The following is an 18,980-nucleotide window of genomic DNA, read 5'->3' as shown; positions in this document are numbered from 1 at the left end:
CACTATGGGAATCCCGTGGGTACTCATACCCTGCTGGTTGTGGATATCGCCAGCGAAAATGGGCGCAAAGACTATCTCTTGAAACTTGCAGAACGCGCCTTTTCCACCACCCGCCGTTTTCCTTATTTGATTCCTTTTTGCCAACCCATAAGCTGTGCGGCTTCGACCTGTGGTTACAAAAAAGTAGATAACCGCAGCATCATTAACTTTTATAGGCAGAAAGGGGATTTGTGCCCTAAGTTGCTGTGCGTTCCAACAACACCACTTCCCGCCGCTACGGGCGATCGCAAGATTTAATGCCCTTCACTCCACACCCATTGCAACTTCAGCGCAAACCCCAGCAAAACCGTCTCCTTCGATACGTGACTGGGATTCACCAATTGCTCAACCGCTTGTCCAGTTTACTGTGTTAGAGTACAGATGGGTATCGACCCGCTCTTTCGGTTAGACCTCAGTTCCAGACATACTGTGGCACAGTTTTGTTCTGTTTGTAGTCTTTCTTTCACTTATGACCATGATTAACGTCAGTATCATAAAAAAACTCATACAGAAAAAATATCAAAAAACTGGCAATTCTTGGGTAAAATATTCTTTGTTAGCTCAAAAATGTGGGGAGCATGGATTTGATTTAAACCGAGAGTTTTTTTATGCAAATTCTGATTTTAGAATCTGCAGAACTCCTAATTATAATGACTTTTACGTCACTGTAACCGATTGGCTCCCTCATACAAAATCAGCCAATATTAACCCAAGCCTAGGGCAAAATACCAATAAAAAGACTCTCAAGAAAACTCATCACATTAAAAAACGTAAAACAGTAGATTCAATTCCTGTTGATTTTACTCCCAAACAGTTAGAATATCCAGAGGACTTTAAAGAAGCATTGCACAATATAGTACAACTCTTAACTCGCGATCGAGATAAAGAATATACCATGAAAGATGAACTTTCACAGACTTTTTCAAGAATATACAAACAGCCCATCAGAAGTGCATTACGGTCATACTATCCAGGAGTCACACTTTTAGATGTATTGCATAGGATTGATGGGATTGTAATAGAGAAAAAAGAAAATACCTGGTTGATTTATTTGAAGTAAAAAAAGATAGAAAAATTAATGTTGTATTAAAGCGGCTTTTAACCGATAGATTGCCGCAATGCGATCGGAGAAAGTTTTCAATCCGGTCAGAAATACATTCAAAGCAGCCGTCGCTTCATTTCTCACCCAAATCCCCAGCTCAAAGCTGGCGATCGCTGGCGAAAACTGTTGCACGAAGCGCCTTTTAAACTGGGTGTTGCAAGGAAGAGAATGATGCAAAGAATAAGGGGCTATGGCTATGGGGCGATCGCCGACGAATTAACGCTGGGTAGGCGAGAGATTCACTTACCGATCGTTTCCCCCAATCTTCGCAGAGCATCAGTGACTTTCACCCCATCTTGTAGTTCTAAATTAACAGGAACTGCAAAGCAACAAGAACCAGCCTCCAGCAGTAGAGTAATAGCTCCAAAATAATGACCCCGTATCCAGTGGGGCTTGGTTATATTTTCTGATTCTTAATGTAATTTTTTGACCGCAGGCATTTTTTTACCTTCCTTACTGACTTTAATCCCATCCCCCACATAAACGGGTTGACCCCTCAGACGATGAACACTCTCGTTACTTTGCGAGGTTCGCATAACATCAAAGCGAATTGTCAACGTTTGTCTAAGACTGTCTATGATTTTGTTGAACGAATGAAGCCCCACCCCTTGAATGGCGATTGGAAAACCCTTGCCCCCTCGAGTTGCATAATTTTCGTGAAAAAAATTCTATAACCTCGATACTGCAGGGGTTTGAGGTGCTGACGAAACCTGGAAAAAAATTTTTTTGGCCAAAATCGCGCATAACTTTTCAACTCCGATCCTAATACGCCAGTGTCAGTTGAATCGGAAGGAGTGCAATGGCGACGAGTCTCGCGCAAATCGCGCAATATCTAGACAACGTTCAGTGGCGGTATCAAATCGATCGCTCCCAGTCGCGGATCCACACCAGGGTCAAGGCTCAGCATGTGGAACGCTTCTGCATCACTATCGAGTTGCTCGAGGAGGGTAAATTTTTTCAAATTTACGCGCCGCGCCTCCTGTCAGGGGTAGCGCAACATCCCCACCGGGAATTGATTTTTCGGACTTTACTCTCTCTTTCCTGGCGTACCAAAATGCTGAAATGGGAATACGACGCGATCGATGGGGAAGTTAGAGCATCCATCGAGTTGCCCCTGGAAGACGCACCCCTTACCCAAGCGCAGTTTTCTCGCATTCTCAGTGGTTTCGTGCAGTTGGTCGATCGCGTGGCTATGCCGCGAATTCAGGCGGTGATGGCGACTGGAACGGATCCCTACGACTTGGAAATAGGTGAGAAACTATTGCTCTTCGTTCAGGAACGTGCGCCCCAGGGAAGCCTCAGGGCCTTAGAGTCGGCTCTAATGCGTCGAAAGCAAGAGAAATTGCCGTCAACTTAAATCATCGTTCGAGCATCGGGGATTGCATCTATCACGATAAATAAGCGTTCAGTTGAGCGCTTGCAATGGCTAAAATCTACCGATATCGATTTTTGGGGAATGCTTTACCACTACGTCAATCCTATGTCCGATCTTCGACTTCCATCCCGAAACGATTTACGCCAAAAGTTTTCCAGTTTTGCTTTCATAGGCGAAACTGGATTGGGGGGATCGCGTTGGGTGAGCGATCGCGCTTTAGAAGCGAATTTCCGATGCTTGCAACAGCAGAGTATGGAATTTCATCGCTGGTGCGAATCTAAGGATGAAAAAGCGATCGTCGAATACTTTCTGAAACTTTGGAATTGCGAGGACAGTCCGCCACCGGTTCGCCAACTGGCGAGACAGCATATTGCTGCTTATTTAGAAAGCCCTCGCTACCGGGCGGTGACCAATCGCTATCATGCGTTTCGCAATCCCAATTTTCCTCAAGAAACTCGCGACCGATTGCTTTATATTTCCGGGTGCTTGACCAGCGACACGGATAAGATATGCCAGTTTTACCAACGCTACCAACCAGATTCCTCTTACAGCTTAGAAAAACATTTTCAATTGGAGCTTGCCAGCCAAATTCGAGAAGTTTTTCATGCACAAACCGGTCAGGGCAAGTATTCGCAATGGTATGCTTTGAAATCGGCTAGCGATCGCAAGCTGCAACGAGGCTTAACAAGTTTTGGCATCACGAATCCTTCTTTGCTCGATTCCTGCCTTCATGCTAGAGCCTGTTTGTTTCAGGTGTATAGCAAATCCGGTAAAGAATGGCGCGAACCTAAACCGCAGCACTATCAAGAAGCGGCGAATTACTACAATAGGCACTATCTCGAGCAAACAGAAAAAGGCGATCGCCATCCCGTGACGGCAGAGAAATTTGAAAGCTGGATCCGCACCTGCGTAAACGCTTTGCAAGCTTCGCCCAAAATCTGTTACTTCGATAGCTATGAGAACCCCTCTCAACTCGAAAATTTGTCCTTGACCGAAAATTTACTGTCTCAAGAACCTCTAGAGGCGATCGAGGAAGAATCTTTTTCAAAAGAGCTGGAAAAATATCTGGCATACTTCACCAAAATTATGCTAGAATCATTGCAAAAAATTGAGGCAATGCCTAAAAATAGAGTGATTTTGTTTTTGCGCTATGGATTTGGCTTGAGCGGCAAACGGATTGGTCAGAAAATCAGTCTACACCAATCTAACGTTTCTCGGTGTTACAAAAAGTGTCAGCGAGACCTGCTGCAAGGAATTGCTGAATGGGTGAAAACCGATTTGCAGATGGACTTGAAAAAAGTATCGGAGTTGGAAGAGTATGTGGTAGCTTGGTTGCAGCAGCACTATCAAACCCAACTCGACCCGGTACTGAAAACGGGATGGCATAAGTTGGGCGATCGCAACCAAATTGCCTTAACACAATTGTACGGCCAAGAGATTGAGGTAGAGGACATTGCAGAAGAGCTGAACGAAACTCCTCACCTTGCCAAAAAACGGATTAAAAATGCCTGTAGCCAATTAAAAGATGCGGTGATTGCCTGGATTCAAGTCAATTTAGAAGTCTCTTTAGAACCCGAACGCAAAAAAGTCGGAGAATTTGTCGAAAAGTGGCTGCATCGATTTTACGATCGTTCTTTCAAGTAAACTAGGAGTGGCAGAATGTACTATACATTATCCTCTGTAATGACCGTCAATACCAAACACCTGTGGATAGAATTAAACCCGGAAACGCAAGCAGCAGCATGGCGGCGAGTGCAGCATTATTCCAATGATGCCTCCCGTTGGAATGCTTACGTGAATTATCTGTGCTTGCATGGATTCATCGAGTGGATAAACCAGCAACCGGATTTACCCGATGCAGGGTTAACCTTTCCCACCGAGGGTGAATTACCGCGAAGTTGGGAATTTACCAACGGTTCTTCGATCGCAGTTGGGGAACATCGATTGGTCTTAATTCCCAGTGAAAGCACCGATATAGAAACCCTTTGCGTTCCTCAAGAATGGGTGGATATTCCCAACTGGGTTGGGGATTACTATCTAGCTGTCCAGATGAAATTAGAAGACGATCGCTGCTGGATGCGCTTTTGGGGATTTGCCACCTATAACCAAATCCAACAAGGGGAGTATCATTCAATTCAGCGTTATTATTCCCTGAACCGCGAAGCGTTGTGGGAAAGCATGAATGTGCTGTGGGTGGGGCGGGAAGTGTGCCCCGAAGGGAAACCGCAAGTGAGTGATTTACCTGAATTGAACCGCGATCGCGTTCGCCATTTATTAGAGCAACTGGGAGAACCCACATCCTATTCTCCTCGTCTTGAAGTGCCATTCGCACAATGGGGCGCATTGCTGGGCAATCCAGAATGGCAAAACGAACTATTTCTGCGACGGGTAGGAGAATGGCAACCTTTACTTAACATCAATTACTGGGCACAGATGACGGCCCAGGCGATCGCCGAATTGCAAGCGGCAGGATGGCAACTTTATGAGGATATCTTCCCCAACAATTCTGTCAATTATGGATGGCGTTTGATGACAAGCGAGAGCGTCGAAGAATCTCGCGTTGTCAAACGAATTGAGTTGGCAACCCCCTCGCGAACATATGAAGTAGCGCTGATTATAACTCTAGAAAAAGAGCCGAATGGAATGACTTGGATTCTACCGCAACTGCGTCCAGTTTCCGATAGGGATGATGGAGATTATCTGCCCGAAGGTATCCAATTAATGGTCATCGATGATGAGGGAGAAATTTTCGAGAGGGTGATAGCCAGTGAGGAAAGCGAAGGCATTCATTTCGCCGAACCATTTTGCGCCGAACCTGGAACCCAGTTTACCCTCGAGGTCGCCTTGGGAGAAGTGGCTGCAATTTATTCGTTCGAGGGTTAAATTCGGGGGAGAAAAAAGGATGGAAAAAGTGGTAAAGCTATTACTCGAATACGATTCCCAGTTTGGCTATGATGTTGAATTGGTGGAAATTAAGGAAGAAGGAGAACAGGGACGCACCTTGGCAGAGGGGGTGACGGGAAATTTGCCTCATGCTTATTCCCTGTTTCAAGATTATCGAGATTGGTGGGACAAATACGAAAAACTCGATGAGTTGGTGCGGGTATTAAACAAACCAGTCGCATCCTCCTCGGGTAAGAGTGTCATCGCTTGCCAAGAAGCGGCTGAAACCGTCAAGGAGAGTTTTAACCAGTGGTTGGACTTTGGCGGTTTTCACAAAATCGAAAATAGTTTGAGGACAAATTTAAGCAAGAAAGACTACATCCGGTTTTTGATTAAAAGCGATGACGAGCGATTGTCAGATTTGCCTTGGAATACGTGGGATTTTTTTGAAGATTATCGCTATGCGGAAGTGGGATGGAGCTTTACGGAGTTTAGAGGCCAAGAAACATCGGTGGGGAAAAATGGCAAAAATGCTGTCAGTATTTTAGCTGTTGTTAGCGCGCCTAACTCACCAGAAAAACTGGCGGATTTTCAGGATGAGACTCGGTGGGACAGGGTGGATGCTGAAACGGAATATCTCCAAGACCCGTTCCCGAGACAAGTGCGCGATCGCCTGTGGGATGGGTCGTGGGATATTTTGTTGATTGACAAAAGTGGCGAATCCGAGGGGGAAACCCTGGAGTGGCAAACGGTGAATTTAGCCTCTTTTCACAATAGTTTAAAAACTGCCGTTGATAATGGATTGAAGTTGGCGATCGTGAATGGGAAAAATGGTATAGAGGTAGGGAGGCAGTTAGTCGTAGAGCATCAGATGTCAACCGCAATTGCAGTGCGCTATCCCGTTCCCGAAGAATTTATACGCGAGTTTTTTCACTATTTTATGGTGGAATATGCCATGCGAAAGCACTCGTTGTATGTGGCAATTCGGAAAGCGCGCGACCGACTCGCGGATGAATGGCGCGAAAAACTCCCGAATGTTGATTGGTTGCTGAGCGTTTTTCAGAATCCCACTAAAAAATTACCGTCATGGAGGCAATTGTATGGAGGAGTTACCCCTAAACAAGTGGCGGTGGCAAGTATGGTTTGTACGGTGTTGGTGATGTGCGCTAGAATGCTAGGCATGCTGCAAGGGTGGGAACTGGCGGCTTTTGATAGCATGATGCGGATGCGACCGCCAGAAGAACCGGATAACCGCCTGTTAGTGGTGGCGATTACGGAACGAGATATCCAAAACTCGGGGGAATATCCCGTCAGCGATCGCACCTTGACTCAGGTACTCGATAAACTGATGGAATATAAACCCACCGCTGTGGGATTGGATTTGTTTCGCAATCGTCCCCAGAACCCGGGTTATCCCGAATTCTCCACTCACTTGCATCGCAACGATCGCCTGGTGACGATTTGCCAACCCGGCGATCGCGACGACCCAGACAGCATCGCGATTTCTCCTCCACCGCGCAGTCTCAAGAATCGGGTGGGATTTAGCAAGATTGTTGTGGATGCGGATGGAATCGTGCGCCGTCATCTGGTGAGCCTGGAAAACCCGGGTAGAGAATGTTCTATATCGCAGGCATTTAGCACCAAACTCGCTCACCAATACTTCCAGGATCGGGAAATCGATTCTCCCTTTGCGGTGGACGGCGGGCAGTGGGGTAAAAAGCTTGGGCCGCGCTTGGCCAATCGGCGTGGATTTTACGCGCGCCTCGATACTAAAGGAGAACAGCTATTGCTCAATTACCGCAATCGGGAGCAAGTTGCACCTCAAGTTAGCTTGACTGAGATTTTAAATGATGAAATCCAATCGGATGCGATCGCAAATCGGATCGTGCTGATTGGTTATACTGCCCCTAGTGTGGGGAATACTTTTTCGACACCGTATGGTTTTGGGCGCAATCAACAAATTCCCACGGTGGTGTTGCACGCGCAGATGGTGAGTCAAGTGGTGAGTGCGGTACTCGACGATCGCCCGTTACTGTGGTTTTTACCTTTATGGGGAGATGTGGTGTGGGTGGGGTTGTGGTCCGGGGTCGGCGGCGCGATCGTCTGGCAGTGCCGGAAAAATAGGGAGCGTTATTTGGGGGTAATTATGGCGATCGCTTTGCTGTTTGGTGCCTGTTTCGTGAGCGCGATGGCTCGAGGGGTCTGTTTGCCCTTGGTTCCTGCCGCGATCGCCTTAGTCACCACCAGCGCCAGCGCGATCGCCGCGTCTAGTGTGCCCGAACGCTGGGCGGTCTCCATCAACTTTCAGGGGCTTCCCTAATCGCAGGGGTCATGTTTGACAACCACCTCCTGTGGTTTGTAAAAAAATGATAAAAGTTCAAAAAAAAGATTTACTTTTTAAGTGAGGAGGAGTAAAATGAAAAATATATTGATTTTGTCAGGTTCTCAATTGTCTGGCGGACGCCTTGTTCGATAGTCGCTGATAGTTTCTGAGGGCAATAGGGGGGGCATCCCGCTCGCCCTAGCCAAACTAACCCAATCGCAGTGCAGCTAAAGGTAGAGTGAAACCGTTATGGTAAAAGTCGTAAAACTAGCAGTAGAAGGCGAACTCGAAAGCGGTTACGCAGTCGAGTTGGTGGATATCCGGGAAGATGGCAAGCCCACCAGTATTGAGGGAGGCGTCATCGGTCAATTACCGCCGGCGATCGAGATTTATCGGGACTATTTGGCGTGGAAAGAACGCTACGAACAGTTATGCAATTTGCATCAACAAAGCTTTCGGGGATTGAGAAAACGCAACTCGGCGGTGAAGCTGCCCACGGAAATTTCGCAGCGATCGCGATCGGAATGCAGGAGAGAATGTCAGGCAGCAGCGAACCGATTGAAAGCCAATTTTAAAGAATGGTTGGAAAGTCGCGAATTCCGCAAGGTTTTGGATAAGGTGCAAATTCACTTAAATCCACAAGATAATATTCGAGTTTTGATTCAAACCGAGGATTTGAATTTATGGAAGTTTCCCTGGTCGGAGTGGAACTTATTTGAGAATTACCACCGAGGGGAAGTCTGTTTTAGTCCGTCAGAATTTCGGGGAATAGAGGAACCTCTAGCCACGCGCCGCCGAAAAGATGTGAATATTTTAGCGGTATTTGGGGATAGCAGCGGGATTAATTTGGATAAAGACGAGAAAACGATAAAGGGATTGCGATCGGTGGGGGCGGAACCGCAACCGATGAAAGAACCGGGAGTGAAACAATTTCGCGATCGCCTGCGGGAGAAACAATGGGATATTTTGTTTTTTAGCGGACATGGGAACAGTGAAGATAGGGAGGAAAAAATTCGGCTGAATGGCGAAGAGTGGGTGACTCCCGAGCGCATGAAATCCGACCTGAAAGAAGCGATCGGCAATGGGTTAAAGATTGCTATATTAAATTCTTGTTTGGGATTGGGATTTGCACGTCAGGTGGTGAGCGAGTTTCATTTGCCGATCGCGATCGCGATGCGGGAAAAAGTCCCCAACGAATTCGCCCAGACCTTTTTGGAATACGTACTGATAGAATACGCCCAAAAAGGCGAACCCTTGTATGTGGCAGTCCGCAAAGCGCGGGAGCGACTCGCGGATGATTGGCGCGATCGACTTCCCGGCGTGGAGTGGTTGCCAGTGACCTGCATGAATCCCGCCACCCGACCCCCCACCTGGGCCGACTTGCACCGACCCGTCGCCTTGCGAGAAGTCGCATTTGCCAGTCTTTTGTGTACCACTTTGGTGATGGTGGCGCGCTTTATGGGGTTATTGCAACCGTTAGAGTTGGCGGCATTTGACCATTTAATGCGGATGCGACCCGATGAAGGGCCAGACGATCGGTTTTCGATAGTTACAATAACTGACGAGGATGATTTTCCCGTGACAGATAAAACACTGGCACAAGCATTGGAGAACTTAATACAGCATCAACCTTTAGCGATCGGTTTGGATATTTTACGACCTGAAGACCAGCCTCCTGGCAGTGAGGCACTGACCGCACAATTCCATAAAAATAAAGAACTGATAGTTGGCATTTGCCAATACGAGGATTCAACAAATAAAAAGATTACACATGGTCACCCACCTCATCCTGCTAATCACGAAAATTATGTAGCATTCAACAACATTATTGAAGACAACGATGGATTTGTTCGTCGTCTTTTGTTAGCAAGAACGGCACGAGAAGAAAACCAGTCTAAATGTCCCGTAAGTTACTCATTAAGTGCTTACCTTGCTCTGACCTATTTAGAGAAATATTTAGAGACAGAAGAAGGCTCGATGTTCGGTCATCTAAAAACAGAGGAAGGCTTGTTGAAGATAGGTGAAACTAGCGAAGGTAATTTGATGATTGGTGACGTAGTTTTTAAACTGGAGAAAGGAAAGGGTTTTTACTACAAAATAGATGACAGTGGCCATCAAGTTTTAAGCAATTACCGAAACCGAAAACAATTCGCCTATGAAATACCGTTGAAGCAAGTGGTAAAAGGTAATATCGATCCTGACAAAATTCAAAATCGCATCGTTCTAATTGGGGTGATGGATAGAGAGAAATTGGCTACTCCTTTCGGTAATCGATCTACACAGAAAATGTCAGGAGTAGTTGTTCACGCACAGATGGCAAGCCAGATAATAGATACTGTACTAAAGAAAAGGCATTTGCCCTGGTTTTGGCCTCTTTGGGGAGACGTTGTGTGGATTGTTTTCTGGTCTTTTGTGGCAGGTCTACTAATTCGGTACTATCGCTCTCCCCTACAACAGCGATTGGGTATTATTGTGACAATTGGAGTATTATATGGAGTATGTTCGTTCGTTTTCTCAACAATGGCAGGGTGTTTGCCACTGGTTCCATCCGCACTCTCTTTAGTGGCAACAGGTGTAATTTTGGAAGGTTACATTAATTCTCAATTCAGAGGACAAAAGAGTGCAAAAGTTTTGTTTCTAGGTAAATATTTAGGGAGTGACAATCATGGTTCGTAAAAAATCTGTCTGGTGGCCGATTCAACTTTCCAGTGCGATTATAGCACTGGTTGGTGTCAGTAGTTTTGCTCAAGTACAGTCGTATCCTATTCCATTCGAAATGCCACCCATAATTATCTCGAGGTTTCCACCACCACCAGACAATGGGACGCCGGGTAACACCGTAGGTGGAGGCATTCGGCGGACTACTCAAGAATGTGGAATAGAAATACCTCTCATTGCCTTAGCACCTACTTTCCAAGAACCAGAACCGAACCAAGTCTGGAGTCAAACAACTAAAGAGTCTCCTTCTCTATTCTTTTACGTTCCTTACAAGCCCGAAAATATAAAATCCGTCGAGTTCAGACTGAGCGATTCAGAAAATGTACCTGTCTACAAAACCAGAAATATTCAAATAGTTGGAACTCCTGGTCTGCTGAGGATCCAACTGCCATCTCGCCTGAAAAACGGGCAACCGCTAGAATTGGATAAGAACTACAAGTGGAACTTGTATCTTGATATTAATTGTGATTCTTCCTCGTCTGGAATTGAACCCGAGCGGGTTTCTGGGTGGTTGCAACGAGTAGAACGGCCCGAACTCGACCGGAGTTTGAACTTAGCGGAAACCGAGTTAGAACGAGTCAATCTGTATTTTGAGGAGGAAATTTGGCAGGATACCTTGACCCTTCTAGCTGAACTGCGCGCTCGGGATATGAAAAACAATGAGGTGACTAGCCAATGGAATAAGCTCATGGAAGACGTTCTGTCAGATATCAATATAGAGGCAATGGAAGACGTTCTGTCAGATATCAATATAGAGGCACAAGACAACCCAGAAGAAATGAAACTAAAAATTCGCGAAAAACTTACCTCAGCACAGTTTGTCGATCCCGTTATCTTAGAGGAAGAATAAGATTCAATGCACATTCTCCATCAGTAGTTTGGACGCAGCAGTGCGCTTTTGTCATACCTTTTGTCAAAAATAATGTTGGAGATGCTTCCGACTTTCTGACTCCTCCTCTTGTAGAGACGCGATAAATCGCGTCTCTGACTCGGAGCCGGAGGTAACTGACTCTAAAATCGTTATCGAAAACGGTATAACGGGGCGGTATTTAATCCCAAGCATCGTAAGTAATACCAGACAGGAAATCCGCCCCTTAATTCCAAAATCCAATAGCAGTTTAATAGACTATTGAAGAGAAATATTTAACCAATTACCTACCAAAACAAAGGGTGCCCAGTAGTAAGGTTTACTAATTTCTGTTTTTTTGTCCAAAAGATATCTTTGAGCTTCCCTCAATGCTTTAGCTCTGGATTCGCCTTTTTGAATTAATTCTTCATAAAATCTACCCATTAAATCTGCGGTGGCTCGATCGTTCACTAACCAGAGAGAACCGATTGTACTACGCACGCCTTCTTGCACAGCTACTCCAGCAAGTCCTAAAGCAGCTTTTCCATCTCCTGTAGCTGTCTCGCAGGCACTCAAGACAAGTAGTTCAATTGGATCTTGTTGTCGAGTCCTCAGAAAGCTTTCTAGCATATTAATAGTAATACGATTGTCAAAAGCCAGAATATATGTTCGATCCGGTTTGGAACTGAACTGACCATGAGTTGCTAGGTGAATCAAAGGAAAACGAGGAGGCAAGTCAATTTTATTTTTGAGGTTTGTGCTAGTAAAACTTCCATCGCGCAAAGTTGAAGTTTTAGTCGGTAGTATGTTTTTAATCTGGTTAAGTTCGTTGTCTACATAAGGTAGTTTATCGACGTTAAATTCTTCGGGGGGTTCGCTCAGTCCACCCGCTAAAACCTGTGGGGTTTCCAAAACTTGAGAATCTCGCCACTCTAATCGGGGGATTATAGCTATGTTATAATTCTGAAACAAATAGTTTTTTCCATCAAAAATAACTGACATGGGAATATTTCTCAACAGGCTATCTAGTCGAAAGACTAAGGTGTTGTTTGTCTGCAGCTTATTTTTTATTGGAGCAATTATTAAGTCATAAATAGATTGTGCATCTTCTTTTATTTCATATACATTGTCTTCTCGTTTTTTTAAATTAAATTCTAGCCGATTAATTGTATGAGTGAAATTGATTCTCAATGTAGGATTTGAATCGTGTTCCAAATCTTCACCCGCCAAAGAAAGTATCACTTCTACACGATTTTTTAATACAACGGGATAAAGAATGACTGCATTCGGGTCTTCATTATGGATTTTTGCCAAATTATCCACGACAACCTGCTGAGCTTGCTGCAATGATTGGGCGTCAGAAAGAGATTCCGAGCCTTCTAATTGACAGTTCAAAAAGTTTTCAAGTTCAGCCACTTGAAGCAATTCAATAACTGTGAGTGCTTGTTGGAGATTATTCTGGGAAGCGGTTGTTTCTTCTGCCGATCGCTGCAAAAGCAAATCCACTAATTCCCGATAGATGGGTTCGACCTGCTCCTGAAAGTCAAACTGAAGATTAGCATTCACACTTTGGTTGGAAGACAGGCTATCGATGAGTTGAAAATCGATACCTAGCAATCCTTTACGGACTTTCTGGAGGCTATCAACAGCTTGAGTGTATTTATCGATCGCCTGCTGACGCTTTGCCGAATCTCCACGTTCTGCTTGCGCTTTTAAGATTCGCCCTTCCTGCGCTTGCCATTGATAAATTAAGTCAGGCGCATCTATCCGCTCCGCTATTTCTAAGGCTTTTTGGGTAAAGCTTGTCCCTCGTTCTAAGTTTTGGGTTGGTTGTTCAGAATACAGTTTACCCAAATAACCCAAAGCATAAGCTTGCGATCGCATATCGCCTAAGCTTTTTGCCTGTTGGTTCGCTGTCTCCAATAGCTCTGCAATTTCTGACTGGGAATAAACTGCCGCTCCCTGCGTCTTATTGAAAGCGATCGCATTCTGTGCTAAATTAATTCTGGCATGAACTGCCGTTTGCGTGGGGGGTAGCTCGCGCAAGGCTTGTTTAATTTTAGGCCATAATTCCTGCATTCTAGAATTGCCATTTTTCACAAACGGTGGTAAATTCTCTTCCCACATTTGAGCTTGTTCAGCCCACCACTGATGTGTCTCTACCAAGAAGCTAAACTCATTGAGTCTTGTCTGGACTTGAATCCTGGGCGAAGACTTCGATTCGATTGCCGTTTGTCGATATGAGTTTAATAAATCTTCGTAAAAACCTAGGTAATCAGTATTATCTCTACCCTTAAAAATATCTTCAACCTGAGTAAAACTCAATTCTTCCCGCCGCCGTTTTCCTAAACCTTTTTTGGTATTACCTAAGCTTAACAAAGCAGAGACTCTGATGCTCGGATAATCCTCTTTTGCAAGCTCACAACTACGCTCTAAATACTCTTTAGATTTATCCAGATCCCCTATTTGATAAAGGGTTGTGCCTAAGCTAAGATAGCTAGTTGCTTGTAGCTTTGGATCGATTTGTTGTTCTATCTGTTCCCCTAGTCGATATAAAGTTTGCAAAGCTCGCCGATAAAGCCCTAAATTTTGCATGGCTTGCGCTTGGTTGATTTTGCTACCGATCGCTCCTTTTTCATCTCCCAATTCGGCATAAATCTCTTCCGCTTTTTGCCACAGGGGTAGCGCAGTTTCCGCGTCTCCTCGCGCCAGCAATAAACGCGCTTTGGTACTGAACACCCGCGCTAAAATTTGCTGCGATTTGAGATTAGAGTCTTCCCGGGCATTTAGTAGCGATTGACTCTGTTCGATCGCACTCTGGGCTTGTTCCCATTTGCCAAGTTGCTGATAGGCTAATGACAGATAGTTCAGCACTAAGGCGCGATCGCTGTCGTCACCTTCTGCTAACTGTTCCTGCCACAGGGCGATCGCATCGGTAAATCTTCCCTGTTTGTACAATTCGAGCGGATTTTCGCCTAAATTTTGCGCCACAAACTGGCGGCGATCGCCCGCTGTTTCAGCCTGGGTAGGCGGGGTTTGTTCCTGTAGCCCCACCCGTCCAGGGTGAGGGATTCTTTCAGCTTTTCCCGGTAACAGTTGCAGACTGATGGTGGCGATCGCTGCTGCGATTCCCAAACCCACCACTCGCATCCCGCGCTTTAAAATCCGTTGAACCTGATAGAAAAATGAATCCCATTTTCTTGCCACGTGCTTTCCCCCGAATCAATATCAACTAACGGTATGCCCCAATCTATTCTAGCACTTAATCTGTCGCTCCATTGCAATCCCAATCCCAATCCCACAGACGCTAAAAAGTTGGTTTCGGGATTCTCGCGATCGCCGCTATTCCATCCAGTTCCCACATCCACAAATGGAATCAAATTCACCACTGCTTGATGCTGTTCCAATGGCAAAACGGGAACCCACAACTCTGCGGAAGCAAATGCGCCGCTATCGGTGAGCAAGGTGTCTTGCCGATAGCCGCGCACTGTATTTTGTCCTCCAAAACCGATTTGTTCTAGTGACACTAACCGAGAGGCAAGCTGAACCTCCGAACGCAGTAAAACTCTGGGTGAAAATAGGGCGGGTTTAGTTTCTCTTCCCAGCAGTCGCAACCACTGCACGCCGCCACGCCACCCGAAAAATCCAGCATCTGCTTCGCTTTCGTTGACGGTGGTATCCAACCCATCAATGCCGAGGCTAAACTGCGATCGCGCGGCAAAAACCTGTCGCGCTTCGCGGTGGGTCCATTCCTGAAAAAATCGCACTGCATTAATCCGGGTTTCTCCATCTTCGTTTGCGCCCAGAGATAGGGGAAAGTCTACTCCTAATATGGAACTTTGGCTTTCTCTGCGGGATAGGGTAACACCTAAAGCAAATTCTTTGATATCTAGATTGTTGCTGTTTTCTTCCGGCAACACCCGATAAATCAACGGTTGTCGATAGGTTAATTCGTAATTTTGGGAATCGGATTCGATATCCAAGTCTTGAAATGGCGAACTAACAATTTCTCCATTGGCGCGACTGTAGGAGAAGGCAAGGGTGCCGTTACTCGCATTGATGGGAACGGTATAGTTAATATCCCAGCGATTGCCGCCGTCACTGCGCCCGTATCCCAGGCTCAAATTATCGCCAATTCCTAATAGATTGCGATAGCCTAATTGTCCTTGTTGTTGAAAACTTCCCACTGCCGGATTGCGATTGTTATCCACCACAATCTGGGATGCGAAACGGGGTGCTTCTTCCACGTTGACAAATAGCACATTGGTGCCCGGAGTGTTGCCGTGGGAGAGTTCGGCGGTGATGCGAGCGATCGCCGGGTCGAGTTCGAGCTTTCGCAATGCCTCGATTAGGTCGTCGCGGCGGAAGGGTACTTCGCTGATGTGCGCTAAGCGCGACCGCACGTAGGCGCGATTGAGTCCTGCCTTGGCATTGGAATCGCTCTGCTCCCCATTATTGTTGCCGGAATCGGAGGGAGGCAGCGTTCTCACTTTGATGTCTATGTCATCTAACTGACCTTCGACGACTTGGACCGCTACGTTTCCATTTCGGATGGTTTGCAGGGGAAGGTAGGCCCCGGAGGTGATGTAGCCTTTTTGCACGTAAAGGTCGGTTATTGCCGATCGCGCTTGCAGCAGTTCCTCGAAAGCGAGGGGGCGATCGGTAAACGGTGCGAGTACCTCGGCCAATTCTTCGGCGGTAATTGCGGTGTTGCCTGCCACTTCAAACCGTTTAACGATTAGGGTTTGGGGGATATCTAGTTCCAGTTGTTTGGCGGCGATTGACCGAGGGTTGAGGGGGGATGAAACCTCTCGATCGCAACCCCGGCGGGGACGCCAATCGGGATAGGTGCGATCGCCATTCGGGTCATCGATGAGAACCACATTACCTTTGCGATCGCGAATCCACCCCTTTGCTTCCACAATCGGCGATCGGGCGGCGGTATTCACAGCAGACTGGGGCGATCGGGTGGTTTCCCTGCCAGAATTTTCGGCGATCGGTCGCAAATCGTCCCAAATCGCCTCTGCGGGCAGGGGGTCTGCTGGGTTATAGGGCACTCCACCCAGATTCGTATCCACAAACCAGCTACTCGCATTTGGCCCCTCATCCACATCGCATCCCTGAGCGATTAAGCCTCCTGCTTCCACCGGATCCGGTTCCTGGTTAAATAAGCCCTGAGTGGGGTCAACTTCCGGTCGGCGGATTTCCACAACCCCATCAATTCCGAATTCTGAACTCGCATCAATTTGGCTATCAGCCGATCGAAAATCGCCTTCAGTTTCGAGTGTAATATTCCCACCGCGTCCCTCAACAGCATTGGCGCGAATATCGCTATCTTCTAAACCCACTAAAGTTTGGGTATCGATTGTGATATTGCCGCCACTGGCAGTCCCTTGGGTTGCATCTGTAGTGATGCTGCTATTGTTGCGTAACCGCAAATCGTTGGTCGTTATTCTAATATTGGCATCGCTGCCTGCTGCAGTTTGGGCATTGAAACGGCCATTATCTAAGCGGATATTGGGTGCATTAATCTCAAGGTTTCCTGCACTGCCCTCACCTAAACTTTCTGCCCTGATGGTACTGGGTTGAGCCAATGAACTGCCACCCACTTCCACCAAGTCAGTATTGATGATAACATCTCCAGCTCTTCCAATACTGTGTTTGCGACTTCTGGCAGAAACAGTTGCCCCTTCTAACACTCGCAATTCTGGAGTATTTATTCTTAAGTTACCCCCATTTCCGGTGCCTCCCGTTGATGCGGATAAACCAGCGGGAGGCTTTTCATCAATTGAGCCTCTAGATTCTACAAAGTCAGGAGTATCGATTCTCAATTCCCCCCCATTTTCCGTTTCTTCCGTTGAATCGATTACGCCTCTAGCTTCTACAAACTCCGAAGCATTGATAATTAGATTTCCGGCGTTACCAGACGAACCTTCGGCGGCTTCGGCTCGGATTTGTGCGCGGTTGATAATCAATCGTCCGGTATCAATCGACAAATTTCCTGCATTGCCAGTACCTTGGGTTTCTGCAAATAAGCCGCTGGGTTGAGGTATTCCACTTGCACTTGAAAAGCCGATCGCTTCTATAACATTAGCATTTACCGTTAAATTTCCAGCATTTCCTCCAGTAAAGGTAGTTGTGGATATTACTCCGCCATCTTCCAGTCGCAATAGGTTGGTTGTTACACTTACATCTCCGGCATTACCCTTCAACTCCCCATCGCCTAGCGTCAACATCCTATTCTCTTCTGGTATATTGGCTTGAGCGAATATACTACCATCTCGTCTAACTAGGATAGAATCCTCAGCAAAGACATCTACATTTCCACCATTTCCATTTCTAAAAGTAGAAGCTGAAATTTCTCCGAAATCTTCAACAAGTAACTGTCTAGCAGTAACCGTCAAATCTCCTGCGCGTCCTGTGCGAAATGTTGCTGTAGATACGATCGCTCCCTCTCGCACGGTTAAATTGTCTGCTGCGATCGCAATTCCTCCCCCATCTAGATCGCCTTGAGTGTTCGAGATAATTCCCGACCCTTGCGCGACCAAAACATCTCTGCCTCGCACCTGAATCGTTCCGCCACCAATTCCACTCGTATTAACCAGAGATCTACCAATTAATTGGATGTCTTGGAAATTCTCGACTCCGGAATAATTTAAGGCAAAACCATTCTGGCTCTCGACGAGCTTCACTGCACTGTTTGCACCAACTGCGCCTAATTCAATTCGTCCTTGCGGTGCCGTTATAATTCCCGTTTCCAGGATAACATCGCCACCCACAAGCGCTATATTTTTTCCGGGTTGTACCTGCAAACCTTGGGGAAGTAGTGCTTCTTCAGGAGGTCCTGATGTCGGTGGTTCTACGCCTGACGGCGGTTCTACTCCTGGCGGGGGTTGGAATCCTGGCGGGGGTTGGAATCCTGACGGTGGTTCTACTCCGGGCGGTGGTTCTACTCCGGGCGGGGGTTCTACTCCGGGCGGTGGTTCTACTCCGGGCGGTGGTTCTACTCCGGGCGACGGTTCTACTCCTGGGGGTTGTGCCTCTGGAAATCCTGGGGGTAATTCAAAACTACTCACCGCGATCGCTCCTGGATTTGCGCCGAATTGCAAGCCCACAGGAACGCTCACGGTTAATAACCCAGCATTTTGGGGAGCGATCGCGCTAAATTCGCTGCCATCTGCAAACTGAATGCTACTGGCTGACGTGGCGAAAAACGAGCCACCGAGATTGAGTTGAGCGTTTGGGCCAAATATGATGCCATTTGGATTTAATAAAAATAGATTGGCTGTGCCGTTCGCTTCGATAATCCCATTAATATTGGAGACCGAACCTCCCGTCACTCGACTAAAAATATTGCTGATTTCGGGCCTAGCATTAAACAGCGCTCTGGTATTTTGCAATACAGAAAATTCTGTAAAGCTATGAAACAGATTTGTGCCGGCAGCAGTGCCCCCTTCAATCGTGACTGTGTTGCCCTCTTCGGTAACGGTAGAATTGACTGGCAGTGTGGCATCAGGGACAATTTGCCCCTGGGCGATCGCGCCAAACACTATCTCCCAACTGGCTAGCCCGCACAGAGTCAGACTGCCTAAGCTCCAAACGTGGTACAGACCCTTTTTCATGATAACCTCCGATACGTTTGGAAACCCCCGTGCTTTAGCCGGGGGAGGAAAAACGAACGTGCGGCTTTAGC

11 protein-coding genes are annotated in these 18,980 nt (G+C 46.6%); 8 read left to right on the top strand and 3 right to left on the bottom strand.

Annotated elements, in window-relative coordinates; genetic code table 11:
- Window positions 1-15: 15 nt before the first annotated feature.
- Window positions 16-297, top strand: coding sequence for a hypothetical protein (locus AC0QH1_RS18465; protein WP_324632730.1), 282 nt, complete (start codon window positions 16-18; stop codon window positions 295-297).
- 211 nt (window positions 298-508) lie between these two features.
- Window positions 509-1,099 (top strand): hypothetical protein, encoded by a 591-nt coding sequence (locus tag AC0QH1_RS18460; protein ID WP_324632728.1) that lies wholly within the window; start codon window positions 509-511, stop codon window positions 1,097-1,099.
- Between the two features lie 15 nt (window positions 1,100-1,114).
- Here AC0QH1_RS18460 and AC0QH1_RS18455 read toward each other — a convergent pair whose 3' ends face one another.
- Window positions 1,115-1,318 carry a hypothetical protein gene (locus AC0QH1_RS18455; protein WP_324632727.1) on the bottom strand — a complete coding sequence of 68 codons (204 nt, stop codon included), beginning with the start codon at window positions 1,316-1,318 and terminating at the stop codon, window positions 1,115-1,117.
- Between the two features lie 622 nt (window positions 1,319-1,940).
- Here AC0QH1_RS18455 and AC0QH1_RS18450 point away from each other — a divergent pair.
- From AC0QH1_RS18450 to AC0QH1_RS18425, 6 genes are all read left to right on the top strand, one after another.
- Window positions 1,941-2,498, top strand: coding sequence for a type III secretion system chaperone family protein (locus AC0QH1_RS18450; RefSeq protein WP_324632726.1), 558 nt, complete (start codon window positions 1,941-1,943; stop codon window positions 2,496-2,498).
- Window positions 2,499-2,621: 123 nt separating this feature from the next.
- Window positions 2,622-4,160: a hypothetical protein gene (locus AC0QH1_RS18445; protein WP_324632725.1), complete on the top strand. Its 1,539-nt coding sequence runs from the start codon at window positions 2,622-2,624 to the stop codon at window positions 4,158-4,160.
- Window positions 4,161-4,175: 15 nt separating this feature from the next.
- The gene (locus AC0QH1_RS18440; RefSeq protein WP_324632724.1) at window positions 4,176-5,399 is read left to right on the top strand and encodes a DUF1822 family protein; all 1,224 of its coding nucleotides are present in this window, start codon (window positions 4,176-4,178) and stop codon (window positions 5,397-5,399) included.
- Window positions 5,400-5,418: 19 nt separating this feature from the next.
- Window positions 5,419-7,719 (top strand): CHASE2 domain-containing protein, encoded by a 2,301-nt coding sequence (locus AC0QH1_RS18435; protein ID WP_324632723.1) that lies wholly within the window; start codon window positions 5,419-5,421, stop codon window positions 7,717-7,719.
- Between the two features lie 252 nt (window positions 7,720-7,971).
- Complete coding sequence (locus AC0QH1_RS18430; protein ID WP_324632722.1) at window positions 7,972-10,398, top strand: CHASE2 domain-containing protein; 2,427 nt, start codon at window positions 7,972-7,974, stop codon at window positions 10,396-10,398.
- Complete coding sequence (locus AC0QH1_RS18425) at window positions 10,388-11,290, top strand: DUF928 domain-containing protein (RefSeq protein WP_324632721.1); 903 nt, start codon at window positions 10,388-10,390, stop codon at window positions 11,288-11,290. Before AC0QH1_RS18430 ends, AC0QH1_RS18425 begins: the two co-directional genes overlap by 11 nt.
- 276 nt (window positions 11,291-11,566) lie before the next feature.
- On the opposite strand, the gene AC0QH1_RS18420 is transcribed toward AC0QH1_RS18425, so the two are convergent.
- On the bottom strand, window positions 11,567-14,494 hold the full coding sequence (locus AC0QH1_RS18420; RefSeq protein ID WP_324632720.1) for a CHAT domain-containing protein: 2,928 nt from the start codon (window positions 14,492-14,494) through the stop codon (window positions 11,567-11,569).
- Entirely contained in the window at window positions 14,446-18,909 is a 4,464-nt protein-coding gene (locus AC0QH1_RS18415) for a two-partner secretion domain-containing protein (protein ID WP_324632719.1), read from the bottom strand. Before AC0QH1_RS18415 ends, AC0QH1_RS18420 begins: the two co-directional genes overlap by 49 nt.
- Window positions 18,910-18,980 lie beyond the last annotated feature (71 nt).

The organism is Phormidium sp. CCY1219 (genome assembly GCF_055795085.1).
The sequence above is the reverse complement of the archived record's forward strand: the minus strand, read 5'-3'. Positions and strand labels throughout refer to the sequence as shown.